The 15,000-nt window shown below is 58.1% G+C and carries 17 protein-coding genes; 9 read left to right on the forward strand and 8 right to left on the reverse strand.

The genetic code is table 11. From position 1 onward, the window contains the following. Window positions 1-50 precede the first annotated feature (50 nt). A complete protein-coding gene (locus HF675_RS03395; protein ID WP_187044042.1) occupies window positions 51-839 on the reverse strand; it encodes a helix-turn-helix transcriptional regulator in 789 nt (262 codons plus the stop codon). 111 nt (window positions 840-950) lie between these two features. Here HF675_RS03395 and HF675_RS03400 point away from each other — a divergent pair, with 111 nt between their 5' ends. Next, on the forward strand, window positions 951-1,568 hold the full coding sequence (locus tag HF675_RS03400) for an NAD(P)H-binding protein (protein WP_158684846.1): 618 nt from the start codon (window positions 951-953) through the stop codon (window positions 1,566-1,568). After that, window positions 1,568-2,725, forward strand: coding sequence for a YbfB/YjiJ family MFS transporter (locus tag HF675_RS03405; RefSeq protein ID WP_187044043.1), 1,158 nt, complete (start codon window positions 1,568-1,570; stop codon window positions 2,723-2,725). Before HF675_RS03400 ends, HF675_RS03405 begins: the two co-directional genes overlap by 1 nt. A gap of 47 nt (window positions 2,726-2,772) precedes the next feature. Here the strand turns inward: HF675_RS03405 and HF675_RS03410 are convergent, their stop codons facing one another. Then, window positions 2,773-3,108, reverse strand: a complete 336-nt coding sequence (locus HF675_RS03410) for a zinc ribbon domain-containing protein YjdM (RefSeq protein WP_105232574.1) — start codon at window positions 3,106-3,108, stop codon at window positions 2,773-2,775. Between the two features lie 312 nt (window positions 3,109-3,420). Between HF675_RS03410 and HF675_RS03415 the strand changes: the two genes are divergently transcribed. Next, entirely contained in the window at window positions 3,421-4,206 is a 786-nt protein-coding gene (locus HF675_RS03415) for a spermidine synthase (RefSeq protein WP_105232573.1), read from the forward strand. A 65-nt stretch (window positions 4,207-4,271) separates the two neighbouring features. Further along, window positions 4,272-4,466: a ribbon-helix-helix domain-containing protein gene (locus HF675_RS03420; RefSeq protein ID WP_105232572.1), complete on the forward strand. Its 195-nt coding sequence runs from the start codon at window positions 4,272-4,274 to the stop codon at window positions 4,464-4,466. Window positions 4,467-4,619: 153 nt separating this feature from the next. Here HF675_RS03420 and dauA read toward each other — a convergent pair whose 3' ends face one another. Next, window positions 4,620-6,308, reverse strand: a complete 1,689-nt coding sequence (dauA, locus tag HF675_RS03425; RefSeq protein ID WP_105232571.1) for a C4-dicarboxylic acid transporter DauA — start codon at window positions 6,306-6,308, stop codon at window positions 4,620-4,622. Between the two features lie 244 nt (window positions 6,309-6,552). Here dauA and HF675_RS03430 point away from each other — a divergent pair, with 244 nt between their 5' ends. Beyond that, complete coding sequence (locus tag HF675_RS03430) at window positions 6,553-6,819, forward strand: DUF1883 domain-containing protein (protein WP_105232570.1); 267 nt, start codon at window positions 6,553-6,555, stop codon at window positions 6,817-6,819. Between the two features lie 111 nt (window positions 6,820-6,930). Here HF675_RS03430 and HF675_RS03435 read toward each other — a convergent pair whose 3' ends face one another. Both HF675_RS03435 and HF675_RS03440 read right to left on the reverse strand, forming a co-directional pair. Further along, window positions 6,931-7,353: a hypothetical protein gene (locus HF675_RS03435; protein WP_158684845.1), complete on the reverse strand. Its 423-nt coding sequence runs from the start codon at window positions 7,351-7,353 to the stop codon at window positions 6,931-6,933. Beyond that, the gene (locus HF675_RS03440) at window positions 7,350-8,045 is read right to left on the reverse strand and encodes a hypothetical protein (RefSeq protein WP_105232568.1); all 696 of its coding nucleotides are present in this window, start codon (window positions 8,043-8,045) and stop codon (window positions 7,350-7,352) included. The genes HF675_RS03435 and HF675_RS03440 overlap by 4 nt, the downstream gene beginning before the upstream one ends. Window positions 8,046-8,310: 265 nt before the next feature. Here HF675_RS03440 and HF675_RS03445 point away from each other — a divergent pair, with 265 nt between their 5' ends. Then, window positions 8,311-9,258, forward strand: a complete 948-nt coding sequence (locus HF675_RS03445) for a zinc-dependent alcohol dehydrogenase family protein (RefSeq protein WP_187044044.1) — start codon at window positions 8,311-8,313, stop codon at window positions 9,256-9,258. On the opposite strand, the gene HF675_RS03450 is transcribed toward HF675_RS03445, so the two are convergent. Both HF675_RS03450 and HF675_RS03455 read right to left on the reverse strand, forming a co-directional pair. Further along, the gene (locus HF675_RS03450) at window positions 9,230-9,856 is read right to left on the reverse strand and encodes an FMN-dependent NADH-azoreductase (protein WP_187044045.1); all 627 of its coding nucleotides are present in this window, start codon (window positions 9,854-9,856) and stop codon (window positions 9,230-9,232) included. The two genes, HF675_RS03445 and HF675_RS03450, sit on opposite strands and share 29 nt — an antisense overlap. Window positions 9,857-9,937: 81 nt before the next feature. Beyond that, complete coding sequence (locus tag HF675_RS03455; RefSeq protein ID WP_187044046.1) at window positions 9,938-10,372, reverse strand: carboxymuconolactone decarboxylase family protein; 435 nt, start codon at window positions 10,370-10,372, stop codon at window positions 9,938-9,940. 111 nt (window positions 10,373-10,483) lie between these two features. Between HF675_RS03455 and HF675_RS03460 the strand changes: the two genes are divergently transcribed. Beyond that, window positions 10,484-11,896: a PLP-dependent aminotransferase family protein gene (locus tag HF675_RS03460; RefSeq protein ID WP_187044047.1), complete on the forward strand. Its 1,413-nt coding sequence runs from the start codon at window positions 10,484-10,486 to the stop codon at window positions 11,894-11,896. Between the two features lie 23 nt (window positions 11,897-11,919). On the opposite strand, the gene HF675_RS03465 is transcribed toward HF675_RS03460, so the two are convergent. After that, window positions 11,920-12,711 (reverse strand): ANT(3'')-I family aminoglycoside adenylyltransferase, encoded by a 792-nt coding sequence (locus tag HF675_RS03465; protein ID WP_111738012.1) that lies wholly within the window; start codon window positions 12,709-12,711, stop codon window positions 11,920-11,922. Between the two features lie 358 nt (window positions 12,712-13,069). Between HF675_RS03465 and HF675_RS03470 the strand changes: the two genes are divergently transcribed. Both HF675_RS03470 and HF675_RS03475 read left to right on the forward strand, forming a co-directional pair. Beyond that, window positions 13,070-13,504 (forward strand): DUF1090 domain-containing protein, encoded by a 435-nt coding sequence (locus HF675_RS03470; protein WP_187044048.1) that lies wholly within the window; start codon window positions 13,070-13,072, stop codon window positions 13,502-13,504. A 638-nt stretch (window positions 13,505-14,142) separates the two neighbouring features. Next, window positions 14,143-14,853 carry a molecular chaperone gene (locus HF675_RS03475; protein WP_187044049.1) on the forward strand — a complete coding sequence of 237 codons (711 nt, stop codon included), beginning with the start codon at window positions 14,143-14,145 and terminating at the stop codon, window positions 14,851-14,853. Window positions 14,854-15,000 lie beyond the last annotated feature (147 nt).

A 15,000-nucleotide genomic window follows, 5' to 3' on the forward strand; every position in this document is an offset into this window, starting at 1 on the left:
GAATGGATATAAGCGATTTTACCGGATTAAATCACGATTTAGCGGCGGCGTTAACCTGCATCAGCGGTGGGGCCGGCTGCCAGATAGAAAATCAGGTAGAGCCCCGGCGAGTGTTCGATCTCCAGGGAGGTGTAGGTGTAATGGCTGATGCGGCCATCGTCATTGATAATGGCTTTGTTGCCGGTGCCGATTTTCCGGACGTCATGATAATCCCACATGGTGCGAAATTCGCTGCTTCTCGCCGTCAGATCGTCGATCACCGCGCTGAAATCATCACGGTTATTGCCGGCGGCCTGATAGGCGCGGAACGCAGCGATCGTATGTCTGGCGGCCTGCTCCCATTGATAAATCTTTTGTTTGTACTCCGGGCAGACGAACATCAGCTTCAACGAGTTGCGATCCGCCTCGGCAATGGCGGACCAGTCAAAAATCTGCGTTTGCGCGGCCTGATTCCAGTACAGAATGTCCATATTATCGCGGCGGACAAAGGCCGGATGGGGATTGAGCGCATCGACCATCGCCATCACCTCGGCGGGGAGCTGCATCGGCGCCTGATGGGGGGCATCGTTGCCAAATACCATGGTATTCAGGTACTGCTGCTCTACCGGCGACAGTTTCAGCACTCTGCCGATACGCTGAAGCGCCGCCGGCGAGATGCTGATCTCCCGACCCTGCTCCAGCCAGGTGTACCAACTGACGCTGACCGCCGCCAGCTGCGCCACTTCTTCCCGGCGCAATCCGCTGACGCGCCGGTTAAGCGGACTGAAGCCGTAATCGCTCGGATTCAGTTTGGCGCGGTGTTTAACAAGAAAATCTTTGACGGCGGCGTTTCTGGACATGCTGACTCCTGGGTATGACCAATTATCATAGGATAACTGGCCCTCTTTTTCATGGCCGGCAGCGCTTTTATGCTTACTGTAAGACAGACCGTCAGCAATCTCAGGAGCCTTATGAAATCTATCTTTATATACGGTATTACCGGCGATATCGGCCAGCGTACGGCACGCCTGCTCAATGAGGCCGGCCACCGCGTATCGGGCGTGGCCAGAAGCGAGGATAAGGCCCGGCCGTTAATCGATCAAGGCATTAACGTGGTGCTGGGCGACGTGGCGTCCGCCAGCGCACAGACGCATCAGGCGTGGCTTGAGGGGGTGGATGTGGTGCTGTTCACCGCCGGGGCGAAGTCGGACGATGAGGCGAAAATCCGCGCCGTCGACTATCAGGCGGTGATTCATTCCGCGCAGGCGGCCATGCATGCCGGCGTCGGCGCCTATGTGCTGGTTTCCGCTTTCCCCGAAGCGGGGCGCCGCCGGGAAACCACCCCGGGATTTGAGTGCTATATGCACTATAAAAAACTGGCCGACGCCTGGCTGGTCAACAGCACGCTGGCGTGGACCATTCTCCGCCCGGGCAGACTGACGGAAGCCGAGCCGACCGGACGCGTACAGGCTGCGCCGGCGCTGCCGTACGGCGAGATTCCGCGCGCGGATTTCGCCGCGTTTGTGGCAGATGCGATCCGCCGCGGCGCCTACCCACAGGCGATTGTCGAAGTGACCGGTGCGGTGTAATGAGCAGCAGACAACATAATATTAAAATCATGCTCACCGGCCTGCTGACGTTGGTCACCGTAATGGGCATCGGGCGCTTTTCGCTGACGCCGCAGATCCCGGTGATGATCGGGGACGGCTACCTGACGCTTTCAAGCGCCGGGATTCTGGCGGCGATGAACTATATCGGCTATCTGGCCGGGGCGCTGCACGTCAGCCGTATGAAGAGCGGGCATGCGGGCTATCTGAAGGCCGGCATCTGCGCCACCGTGCTGGTGACCTTACTGTCCGGCGCGACCTCGTCGTTCGTCCTGCAGTGTCTGTTCCGTCTGGTCGCCGGCATCGGCGGCGCCTGGGCGCTGATCATCGTCACCTCCTGGACGCAGCTGACGCTGGCGGGCAACCGTGCTCCGCGCCTGTCCGCCGCAGTATTTACCGGCCCGGGCGTTGGCATTACGCTCAGCGGGATATTGGCATGGGCCATGGGGTTGCTGCATCTGGATTCTGCCAGCGCATGGTATGTCTACGGCGCGGTGGCCCTGCTTATCAGCCTGATGACGTTTCGCTATCTGCCGGCGACATTCGGCCCGGCTCAGGGAGCGGGCGAAAGCGAGAAGCCGGTTGGCAGCGAGCTGAAAAAACTGGTGGCTATCTATACGCTGGCCGGGTTCGGCTACATATTACCGGCGACGTTTCTGGCGCAGATGGCACACAGCGCCTTTCCGGGCGGCGATTTGGCGGCGTTTTTCTGGCCGCTGTTCGGCCTGTCGGCGGTGGCCGGCGTGGTGATGGTGATCCTGTTTGCGGCGCGCTTCAATACGCAAATCAGCCTGGCGGCGATGATGGTGCTGCAGGGGCTTGGCGTGGCTGCGGCGGTGGTATTACCGGGGGCCGTGGGATTGCTGTGTTCGACGGTGCTGACCGGCCTGGGCTTTTTGTCGATTATGCAGCTGACCATGAGGTTTGCGCGTGAAATCTCCTCCGGTTCGCTGGCAAAAAATGTAGGGCTTCTGACCTCCGGCTATGCGACCGGTCAGCTGGTTGGCCCGCTGGTGTCATCCGCCAGCGTGGCGCTGTTCGGCTCGCTGCATGAGGCGATTCTTCTGGCGGCGGCAGGGCTGGTTCTCGGTGGGATCGGCGTGGTGACCCTGATACGACGCCCGGCTGAGCGGAACTGATGGCCGCGGGCGGATAGCGGCGTACGCCTTTATCCGCCCGAGAGTAATCAGCTTTTCTTCACAAACTCGGACTTCAGTTTCATCTGGCCGAACCCGTCAATTTTGCAGTCGATATTGTGGTCGCCTTCGACCAGGCGGATGCTTTTCACACGGGTGCCGATTTTCAGCGTGGATGAGCTGCCTTTCACCTTCAGGTCTTTAATCACCGTCACCGCATCGCCGTCGGCCAGCAGGTTGCCATTGGCGTCTTTCACCACCAGCGCATCGTTATCGGCCGCAGGCTCGTCGTCGTTCCATTCGTGTGCACACTCAGGGCAGACATACAGGCCGTTATCGACGTAGGTATATTCAGACTGGCATTGCGGGCAGGCTGGAAGTTGCATAGTTATGGCCTCAATTTTCGTTAATTATAAGTCTAATCAATATGTTAATGGGTAACTCTCTCTGGCTGCGATCGTTATCTTCAGCACCAGGAGATAATGTGCGCAATGGTAACATTAAATGTGTATGACATTATAATGTTATTGGTATTATCATGCGTGCTTTAAAGGTAAGCGTGAGCCAGGCAGCGTAACGACGGCGACTACCCGTTCGGCATCGATTGACCGGGTTTTTGTCGGGTTGAATCTTTTACGTCTCTGCGTGGCTGAGTTTATTTTGCGCCGGCGGTTGGGCGCGCAGTATCAGAGGGCCCCGTGACTCGCATTGTCGACGATATTTTACAAACGCTGCTGGACAGGGATCCGCCAGGGCAGGAAATCCACCGCGAAGCGGATGAGTACGGCGATATTATCGTTGCCGAACACAAACAGTATCGCATCCTGCGTTTTGACGATCTGTACGAGCAGAGCAAGGTGAACATGCGTTCTCCTGAGGTGCCGATACATCACTATATTCAAGCGATGTTGATGGCGATTAGCTGGCAGGAAGAGGGCGACGTGCTGTTGCTGGGGCTGGGCGGCGGCAGCCTGCTGCGGGCGCTGCATGCCTACAACCCCGCCAGGCGGCTTGATGTGGTGGAGCTGCGTCCGCGCGTGCTGGCGGTTGCCCGTAGTTATTTCACGCTGCCTGATACAAGCTGTGTGAACTACCATATTGACGATGCCGAGCGCTATTTGCAGCAGGCGCAGGGCCGACGCTACGGGGTCATTTTCTCCGATCTTTATTCGGCATTCAGCATGTCGCCGCTGCAGGGCACCGAAGCGTTTCTCGAACGCTGCCGGGACGCGCTGTGCGACGGCGGCTGGCTGGTGCTCAACTACCTGGAAATGCCGCACGGCCAGACGCTGCTGTACCATGCCCTGTACCGGGTGTTTACCGACGTCTTTTTCTGCGAAACCGGCAGCGGCAACGTGGTGATTTACGCCACCTGCGCCACCAATGCTTACCGGCTTAAAGCGCTGCGGACGCAGGCGGCGCGTTTGGGATGCGACGGCGTGGCGGAGGTGGGCCATCTGGCGCGTTATCTGACGCGGCTGTAGTTTTCTGGCGAAGTTTGGCCGGGATGGTATTATAATTGGATTATCATAATCAGGATGATAACACCATGGAAAAGAAGACCGCGCGTTTAACCGTTTTGATCGATCCGGAGAAGAAGAAAGCTCTGGAGACGCTTTGCCAACAGCAAGATGTTACCCCCTCGCAGGTGGTCCGGCAATTGATCCGGGATTACCTGCACAAGCATCACGTTGACTACCCTTCCCAGACTTCTCAGGCCAACCCCAAGGTCGAGACGCGCTGATAGTCCGGGTAACCTACGCCGATCGGCAGGGGAGATTCCGTCTGCCTGCCGCAGTCGGCGCCGTAGCCCGTTACGCGCTGTCAGATTGCCTGTTGCACCCGCATGGCGCTGCGCGGCCTCTCTTATCCGGTATTATCATCCCCGCCGCCGTGATTATTTCTGCCCGTCGGCCAGCGCCTCCGGCAGCGTTGAATAGAAGGCGAGCCGGCCGTCAATCGGCCGTATGCGTGCCCGCGCCAGCGTTTTCAGCGGCTGAAATGGAATGTCGGTGACGATCAGCTGCTTACCCTGCGGCAATGCATCAATAAAGCGCTGCAGGGCGCTGAGTCCGCCGGCGTCCAGCACCGGCACCGCATCCCACTGCAGGATTACCGTCTGATACGCGGTACTGCGTGCCAGCACCTCATCGAACACGCGCTCGGCGGCGGCAAAAAACAGCGGGCCGTTCACGCGCAGCACCAATACATCCGCGTCATCGCTGAGCGTGCTCAGGCGCGTCATCCGCGCGATGCGGCGCATAAACAGCAGCGAGGCCAGTACGATGCCAACGGTAATGGCGATCACCATGTCGAACAGCACCGTCAGCGCCATGCACAGCAGCATGACGATAATGTCATCCTTGGGCGCCCGGCGCAGCAGATCGACTACCTTGTGGGCCTCGCTCATATTCCAGGCGACGAGCAGCAGCAGGGCGGCCATAGCGGCCAGCGGCAGGAAGGAGAGCCAGGGCGCCAGCAGCAGCAGGGCCAGCAGCACCAGCAGCGCGTGAATCACGGCGGCCAGCGGCGAGGTGGCGCCGGCGCGCACGTTGGCCGCCGAGCGGGCGATGGCGGCGGTGGCGGTAATACCGCCAAAGAACGGCGCAATAATATTGCCGATCCCCTGTCCCAGAAGCTCGCCGTTGGCGCTGTGTTTTTTGCCGGTCATGCCGTCCAGCACCACGGCGCACAGTAAGGATTCAATGGCGCCCAGCATTGCCATGGAGAAGGCTGCGGGGAGCAGTGCGGACAGCGTCTGCCAGCTTAGCGTCATCGGCTGACCGTCCGCCGCCGGCAGTGTCCAGGGCAGCTGCAGCTGAGGCAAAATGGCGGGGATGCCGGCGCCCTGGCTGCCATCGGCCAGCTGGTAGCTGAAGCTGGAGCCGATGGTGGCGACCTGATGACCGGCCAGATTAAGTAACCCCATGACCGCCGCGCCGGCCGCTAACGCCGGCAGATGGCCGGGCACGCGCAGCCCCAGCCGTGGCCAGACAACCAACACCAGCAGCGTCACGCCGCCAATCAGCGTATCGCCAATATCCGCGGCGGGCAGCGCCTGCAGCAAGGCGGCCAGTTTATCCACATAGCCGGCCGGCAGCGCCGCGAGCGGCAAGCCGAAAAAATCTTTCACCTGCAGCGTGGCGATGGTGATGGCGATCCCCGAGGTAAAACCAAGCGTGACCGGCAGCGGAATATATTCAATCAGCCGGCCGACGCGGGTCAGCCCCATCACCACTAAAAACATGCCGGAGAGCAGAGTAGCCAGCAGCAGGCCGGCCAGGCCGAACTGTTGGGCAACCGGATACAGGATCACCACAAAGGCGGCCGTCGGCCCCGAGACGCTGTAGCGCGACCCGCCGGTGACGGCGATCACGATGCCGGCAACCGCTGAGGTGTACAGACCGTACTGCGGCGGTACGCCGCTGGCGATAGCCAGCGCCATGGCCAGCGGGATGGCGATAATGCCGACGGTAACGCCGGCAATGACGTCTTTTAGCAGACGCTGGCGTGAGTAGGGTTCCTGCCAGCAGGCGGCAATAAGGGCGCTGAAGGGGCGTACGCGGTTGATCTTGTGTGTATTCATCTCAGGTAATGGCCAAATCAAAAATAAAGCGACATGGCGGGCCGGATGGGGTCCGTCTCGGTTGCAGGCGATCGGGTGTATAGTTCTCCGCAATGAAATCAATATGTTAATTTTATTATAATGCTATTCGCATATTGCGCTGCTATGATCAACCTAAGCAGTGAGGAAGTAAAGGGCATCCTTATTAATTGTTGGGGGAAATAAACAGCCAAAAAAGGCTGGTTACCCTGAATGAGGAGAACGTATGGATTTTTTGCATGCGCAGTTACACCTGAAAACGGGCGACGTGGTGGAAGTGCACTGCGACCGGCCGTGCATCATCCTGCTGATGGATGATGCGGAGTTTGCGCGCTATACCCACGGGCAGCCGGGACGTCATCATGGCGGCCATTTCGATGAACTGCCGGCGCGCTTCACCGCGCCTGACGACGGCGTATGGCACATCGCAATTGATGCCGGCCAGTTTAACTCCGCACTTACCCACAGCATCAATATTTATCCGGTTAATTAGTCGTGCGCCTTCGCACCGCGAGGGCGCTTCCCTTTCCTGTGGTGCAGGCCTGTGGAGTAGTGCAAGGTTTGGCATGAGGGCCGGCCCCTTGTATATGGCCGGCTTGATGGTTTACTGCGAGCTGTCTTCGACCTGTACCGTGACTTCTTTGGCACCGTCGGGCTTTACTACGCTTACCGCATAATGGGTGTGAGCCGATGTCCAGCATTCACCGGCAAAAAGGCATTCAGGCTGCCGTTGATAACCGGCGGCGGTCAGATAGTCGCTGATTTTTCGGGTGTCATCGGCGCCATAAAATGTCACCGTATATATCAGGGCCTGCGGCCCGGAGACGTTGGTATAATCAAACTGATAACGCTCCGATATGCGTGGCATTTTCTTGAGCAATTCAGGGGTGTAAAACGCATATTCTCTTTCATCCTGTTCGGTATATTGCGCGCTGCTGGCGAAATTCATGGTTATCGTGGGCCAATAGTAGGCAAATAGGGCAGCAACGGTAGCAACACTCAGGATTATTTTTTTTGATATTTTCATAGTCTTGACTCTACTTTCCCTATTTTTATGTAAGTACCGTCATTTGTAGACACAGAGACATTCCCAGATGAAAAGTCACCGTAAGGCATGATGGTTTTCATAAAAGGTGGGAGTTCCGACCAATATGGCTTGGCGTGAGGAAATCTAGCCGGATCAGGAAACAATAGCGGTGTAAAACTCTCATTCTTAAAAGAGCCTATCGGACCATAGTGATCCCAACGTCTTAAGGCTTCATCCTTGTTGAGTGGGCGGAGAATATGGAATGGGTTATGGATAGACATTACACGGTAGAAACCCAATAAGTCAGATACTAAATCCTCACCGCTGAACCCACTATCAGTAACAAGGTTGTTCGGGAATGCTGACTGGAATGCTTCGAATTTTCGTGCGCACGTCATCATCATTGCGAGCGTAATACTTTGTTGCTCATAATAGGTTCTTCCCCGTTTTATGCGCCATTCAATATACTTTCCAGTACGAAGAACGCCGCGCGCCAGCATTGACTGGATGTATTTAACATCATAATACTTTTTACCTGATGCTTCCCCTTCCCTCAACTTACCCATTAGTTTTTTAACGTCATCACCTCGAGCATGGCCTAGATCGATCCAACCGAGTACTTCGGTGTAAATTAAACCTCTATTTGCCGTGGAGGCTTTATAGCCATCAATAATCTCACTTCTCTTACTCATTCTTGAATGTCCTTTTCTTGTTGCACGAACTTCCTTATGCCTTACGACGTTTCAGTACGCATCCTCTCTACATTGTCTGAGTGTGATTCCTTGCACCCGGAGGAGACGAATTTATTTTCCGTTTTTTGTCCGGAACTTACTAGCCTTGTATTCCTATTTTGCGACAGAGTGAACGCGCAACGCCATTGCCCGACCGCTCAATCTGTGGAAGGATGCGGCGCAACGACGGCAGGGCCGGCGACAGGATTAATCACTGAGGTGAAGAATGGTAAACAGCGCGCTGTGGTACCGGGAGTTTGGCGTACCGGAAGAGGTGCTCCGGCTGGAACACGCGCCGCCGGCCGCGCTGACGGCGGGAAGCGTGCGGGTAGAAATGCGGCTTGCGCCGGTGAACGCCTCTGATTTGATTCCGCTCACCGGCGCTTACCGCCACCGGGTTACGCCGCCCGCCGTCGCGGGCTATGAGGGCATCGGCGTGGTGACGGAGGCGACGCCGGGGGCGGAGCATCTGCTGGGCAAACGGGTATTGCCGCTGCGGGGGGAGGGAACCTGGCAGCGCTATGTCAGTTGCCCGGCGGCGCTGGCGGTGCCGGTGCCGGAGGCTATCGCGGACCCGCTGGCGTCCCGCGCCTATATCAATCCGCTGGCCGCGCTGTTGATGTTGGATCTGTATAACCCGGCGGGGCGCCGCGTGCTGCTGACCGCCGCCGGTTCCGACTGCGCCAGGCTGCTCGGCCAGTGGGCGCTGCAGCGTGGCGCGACGGCGGTGGTGGGCATCTGCCGTTCCCCGGTGCATGCCGACAGCCTGGCGGCCTGCGGCATTACCCCCGTGGCGCAGAGCGAGCGGGCGCGCATCGACCAACTGGCCGCTACGGCGGATATCGTGTTTGACGCCACCGGCGGCGTGCTGGCACAGCAGTTGCTGGAAGCGATGCGGCCGGACGGGCTGTTTGTCTGTTACGGGCTGCTCTCCGGTCAGACATTCGCGCTGAAACGCCACTATCCGCCGGTGCGCTGGTTTCATATCCGCAACTATCTGGCCGACATCGCTGCGGCGCAGTGGCACGCGCTGTTCGGGCGGATATGGCCGCTGCTGGCGGAAAGCCGCTGCGGCGAGGCGCACATCTTTCCGCAGGCCGACTGGCGGGAGGCGCTGGCGCTGTACCGCCAGCCGGGCCGACAGATTAAGCCCGTGATGAGTCTGCAGCCTTGAGCGTCAGGGTGGCGAGCAGCGCCTCCTGCGCGGCCGCCAATTGCTCATGGTCGAGAAACGCCGTTGCCTGCAGGGGAAAAAATTGCAGGGAATGCAGGCCGATGCAGCCAAAGGCGGCGGTGAGGTAAGGGGTGAGAAAGTCCGGCTGTCTGGCACGTTCGCCGCTGAACACGCCGCCGGCGGCGATGGCGATATAAACCGGCTTGTCCTGCAGCAGGCCGAGTTTCTCGCCGTCGGGGGTTGTGGTGATAGTGCGCCCCATACGCAGAATCTGATCGAGCCACGCCTTCAGCACCGAAGGCACGGTGAAATTGTTCATCGGCGTGCCCAGCACCAGCGCGTCGGCCCGCTCGACTTCCTGAATCAAGGTTTCCGACAGCCGCAGCGCGCTTTCCGTCGCGCCGGCCGCCAGCGCGCCGGGTGAGGATAAAACGCTGGCGTAGTCGGCGTCGGCATGCGCTATCGGCTCGCGGCCCAAGTCGCGGCGCGTCACGCCGGCGTCAGGAGTGGCGGCCCGCAGGCGCGCGAGCAGGGCGGCGGAAAGCCGGCGGCTGTGCGAATCGTGCCGCGGGCTGCAGTCAATGTGCAGTATATTCATCGTATCTTCTCCCATCGTGAGCAGCAGCGCCCGTTAATCAGCATAGTTCTGTCCGGCTCTGCCGTAGAGCCGTGCCCGGCGTTACTGGCGCATACCGATCGCCAGACGGTTAAAGGCGCTCATCAGGGCGATGGCGAAGGTCAGGTCGGAGATTTCCACTTCGCTGAAGTGCGCACGGAGCGGTTCGAAGTCGCCGTCGGAGGCGTGGGTGGTATCTACGTGCGTCAGCGATTCCGTCCAGGCCAGCGCGGCGCGTTCGCGGGCGCTGAAGCGTTCGCTGACGCGCCAGCCTGCCACCCCGTCCAGTTTGGTCTCCGCCATGCCGCCGGCGCGCAGCGCTTTGGCGTGCATCTCCAGGCAAAAAGCGCAGCCGTTGATCTGCGACATGCGCAGCCAGACCAGCTCGATCAGCGTTTTGCCCAGCGGGCTGTTTTCCAGCGCGTTCTTGGTGGCGATCAGGCCCTGATAGGCGTCGGGAGAAAGGGTGTGGTACGGCAGACGTTTTGGTGTGCTCATGGTGGTCTCCTGATAAAAAGTCTCGTCGCTTTACGGTATAGCCGCTACTGTAAGTGACCAATGGCCTATAACATAGGTGCAAGAATTGACTGAATTGATGGGGCATTAGCGATGGATATACAGCAGTTGCGGCCTGACCAGCAGCATGATGCACCGCTCTACCTGCAGCTGTACCGGCGCTACCGCGAGGCGATTGCCGCCGGCAAGCTGCGCCCGGGGGACCGCGTGCCGTCGGTGCGCAGCCTCGCCAGTGAACTGAATCTGGCGCGCGGCACGGTGGAAACCGCCTACCAGATGTTGGCGAACGAGGGCTATTTCGTCGCACGCGGCGCGGCCGGCACCGTAGTGTCGCCGGGGCTGGGGACGCTGGCCGAACCGCTGGCGGTCACTGCACCGCCGGTTGTCGCTTCGCCTCATCCGCATGCCGTCACCGGCGATTCGCTGTCGTTCCAGATGGGGCTGCCGGCGTTGGACACGTTTCCGCGCAAAGTCTGGGCCCGTCTGGCGGGGCGCAGCCTGCGTTCGCGGGAGATGCAGGCGATGTATTACCCCGATCCGGCGGGCTATGCGCCGCTGCGGCAGGCTATTGCCGCCTATCTGGGCATCTCGCGCGGCATTGCCTGCACGCATGAACAGGTGTTTGTTACCGCAGGCTATCACGGGGCGCTGGAGCTGGTGCGCCATACATTGCTGCAGGCGGGCGACGTCGGCTGGTTTGAGGACCCCGGTTACCTGTTTGCCCGGCAGTATCTGGAGCGTGCCGGCCTGCGGCTGGCAGCGGTGCCGGTGGATGCGGAGGGGCTGAACGTGGCCGCCGGGCGGCTGCGCTCGGATGACGCGCGTTTCGCGGTGGTAACGCCGACTCACCAAAGCCCGACGGGCGTGGCGCTGTCGCTGCCGCGGCGGTTGGAATTGCTGGAATGGGCGCGCCGCCGCCGGGCGTGGATTATTGAAGACGACTACGACAGCGAGTTCCGCTACCACGGTCGGCCGCTGCCGGCGTTGAAAAGCCTGGATCGCGACGGGCGCGTGCTTTATACCGGCACCTTCAGCAAAGTGTTGTTCCCCGGCCTGCGGCTGGCGTATCTGGTGGCGCCTGCCGGGCTGGTCAGCCGCTTTCGGGACAGCGTCAACCATCTGCCCGGCCCCGGCTCCATTCTGCCGCAGGCAATGGTGGCCGACTTTATGGAACAGGGGCACTTTGGCCGCCATCTGCGCAAGATGCGTGCGCTGTACGCCGCACGGCGCGGCTATCTGGTGGATGCCCTGCGGCAGACGCTGGGCGAGCGGCTGCATATCCAGCCGCAGGCCGGCGGTATCCACGTGTTGGCGCATCTGCCGGCCGGACAGGATGATAAGGCGTTGGTTGCCGCCGCCGAGTCAGCCGGGCTGGGGCTGCAGGCGCTGAGTGACTGGCGGGCCACGCCTTCCGAAGCGGGCGGATTGCTGATGGGGTTTGCCAATTTTGCCACGGCGGCAGAGGCAGATACGGCGGTGCGGCGTCTTAAGGCGGTGATGGTGTAGCGCTGGGGCGGCGAAAACGTCAGTTATCCGTCGAGCCGGGCGCCAATCTGCGCTTGGGCATAGTGAACAAAGCGTTCTACCGCCGGCATGACCGCTGCCCAGTCCTGCGTCGCCAGCCCCAGATACTCCTGCCGTGCCGCCTGCAGCGTGGCGGCATGGTCGGCGGGCAACCGAGGCAACAGCCAGTCCGCCGCCTCTTCTTTGCCGGTAATATCGCCGTGGACAACGCTGTACCAGATGCGCGCCAGCGTCAGGAGGATATTACGCTCGTCGCCCTGCAGGTCTGCGGTTGTCTGCCACAGCGTCAGCGTATCCTGAAAGGTTTGCCGCAGGTCGCGCGGCGGTACAGGGGGAAACAGCCGTGCCGCCTCGTCGCCGGCCAGCGCCACGCTGGCGTGGCGCGCTTTGGTCAGCAGAATGGCAATATCTGCGTCCTGCTGCGCCGGTTCATAGATTCCCGCACCAATAGCCTCGCGCAGCCACTCGCCGAACTGCAGTTCTCTGACCGGCGGGTAGCGCCACGGCACCAGCTGTGAATACACCAGCACGGTGACCTCCAGCGCCCGCTTGGTATCCGATGCGCCGGGCGGCGCAGACAGCGTCAGCAGCGCCTGCATCAGGGCCGCCCGCTGCGCGTCGTCCAGCGGCGCACGCACCGTAACCAGCAGATCGAGATCGCTGTAGGGCCGTAGCCCGCCCTCAACGGCAGAGCCGTACAGGTGGACGGCCATCAGGTTACGGTCAAGCTGGCGGGTGAGAAGGTCGACGGCGGCGGTCAGCTGCTGTTGCACGGGAGCTGTCAGGGATAGTGTCATGCTGTTCATCCTGTCTGGATTGGTTAGCAATACGTGTTATTGGTTCAAATATTGTAGCGTTGGTTGCTGATGATATGCAGGCGGGCGTCGCTCCTTATATTACTTGAGTGTTTATATTTTATTTTTATGAAACACATGTTTATTTATAAAAAATAAATACGTTCCTGATAACTGTTTATGAATCAGGGGGAAGGTTGTGATGTTTGCTCTCTGGCAGTTTTCGGTACTTTCGGGTATAAATCCATGCGTCAGCAAGTAAATTTACGGTGCGTTGTTTTATGCGTTAAAAATAAACACCAGGTTAGAAAAGGACTATTCCGAGGAATAAATATCCCGATGGGGATTTAAGGACAGATAAATGAAAAAACTTTCTTCCTTGTTATTAGTTTGTGTTGCGATGGTTTTTTCCTCCAATGCAACGGCGGGACGTCAGGGATGTGAAATCAAGAAAAGTAAAATCAAAACGCAGATGGAATATGCCAAGCGCTACGGCAACCATAACCGTCTGGCAGGGCTGGAGCGGGCGCTGGCCCGGGTTGAGGCGGCGTGTTCTGATGGTTACAGCGGCGCCAGCTATCGCCTTGACGGCTATAGCGGGGCGAGTCATCGTCTTGATGGCTACAGCGGTGCCAGTCATCGTCAGGATAAAATTCAGGGTAAGGAAGATAAAGTCAGACGGCGCGAAATCGAGCTCGATCGGGCGATTGCCAGCGGCGATATGGAAAAGGTTCGTAACAAGGCCCATAAGCTGAATGAAGCCAAGCAGGAACTGGCGGAAGCGCGGCGCTGGTAACGGCACCCACGCTTGCTGATAAATATTGCCGCCGGCTAAAAGCGACCGGACTGGCGTCTGGAGCATGAAAGCGGTAAGTTCGCCGCCGTGTGCGGGCGGACTTACCGTCTCTCCCCCTCTGCGTGGTATTCCCGTTCTGATGCTAGGTCCGCCATAAGCATGTATAACTCCCCTCGTCGTATCAACCAACGATCGTCTTGCCCCCGCTTTTGCCTTTTCCACACTGATTCTTATCACGGCTGAATTAACAGCAAGACTTCTTCTTGCCATTATGGTTATTTTTTATCTCGTTTCTGAGATTTTTCTGTAGAGAAATAACTAACATGGGAAAAATTTTGTTTTTTATTTTTACTGCCTGCCTCTTTCGCGTTTTTCTAGGTTCATCTATGGTTTTTTATTGAAGAGCTGATTTATCAGGTTTTTTTATCACTCGCCAATTTCAAAGTTGTTTTTTATTTCGAATATTCCTAAAGAAAATTCTTATCTTTGGGTTTGGTTATTCTCTTGAGTGTGGTTTTATTGATTATCGATGTTGATTGCTTTTCTTTTGTACAGTATTATCTCGGTAAATAAGGTGGTAATTAATAGAATTTTCTGACGGCATCTCGGAGATGCTAGTTTTCAAAGGGAAATAAATAATGAAATTTACACTTGGCGCATTGCTGCTACTTACTGCGGGCCTGGCGCAGGCTGCAGGCGGTGTTTATCTTGGCACCACCCGCGTGATTTTTGATTCGGCAAATAAAACGACGACGGTGATCGCAAATAACTCGTCTGAGAAAGATACCTGGCTGTTGCGCTCCTGGGTTTCGCCTTATACATCAAAAAACAAAGAGGCCTCTGCGGATAGTTCCGAAGGGGGTGGGCATTTTGTGGTAACGCCGCCATTATATCGCCTTGATCCTAAGGGGTCGGTTCAATTGAGAATTAACCGAACTGGCGGCGTATTGCCGGAAGACCGGGAATCCGTATTTTATTTTAATGCGTTGGCCATTCCGCCAAAGCCTAAAGAGGGGAAAGGCAGCATGGTGCAATTTGCGCTGAATACCCAGATAAAATTATTCTATCGCCCGCATGCATTAAATGAAGAGCGCGCCGTGGCGCAGGCTTATAAAAAAATAACCGTGCGAAGCAATGGTGCGTTGCTGACGCTCAGTAACCCGACGCCTTATTATCTGACGGTGACGAACGTGTTGCTCGATAATGGAAAAGGCGTGGCCTTTAACGATCCGATGATTCCGCCATTCGGCAAGATCTCGTCACCCTTGTCGGTGTCGAACGGCACGTTGAGCTATCAGGTTATTAATGACTACGGCGGTCAGACGCCGCGTATTAATAAAACCTTCTGACGTAAATAAAACGATAATTCTCGCTTCAGGACGAACGATCGGATAACGGATAAAGTGATATGGATAATCTGCCGGGAAAAATCGGAAGGGATTGGCGTCTGCGTAAAAAGCCTGAGGGGCATATTCTTCTGGGGGCCATATTGGCCG

This window comes from Serratia sp. JUb9 (assembly GCF_014298095.1).
Classification (GTDB): Bacteria; Pseudomonadota; Gammaproteobacteria; order Enterobacterales; family Enterobacteriaceae; genus Serratia_B; species Serratia_B rhizosphaerae.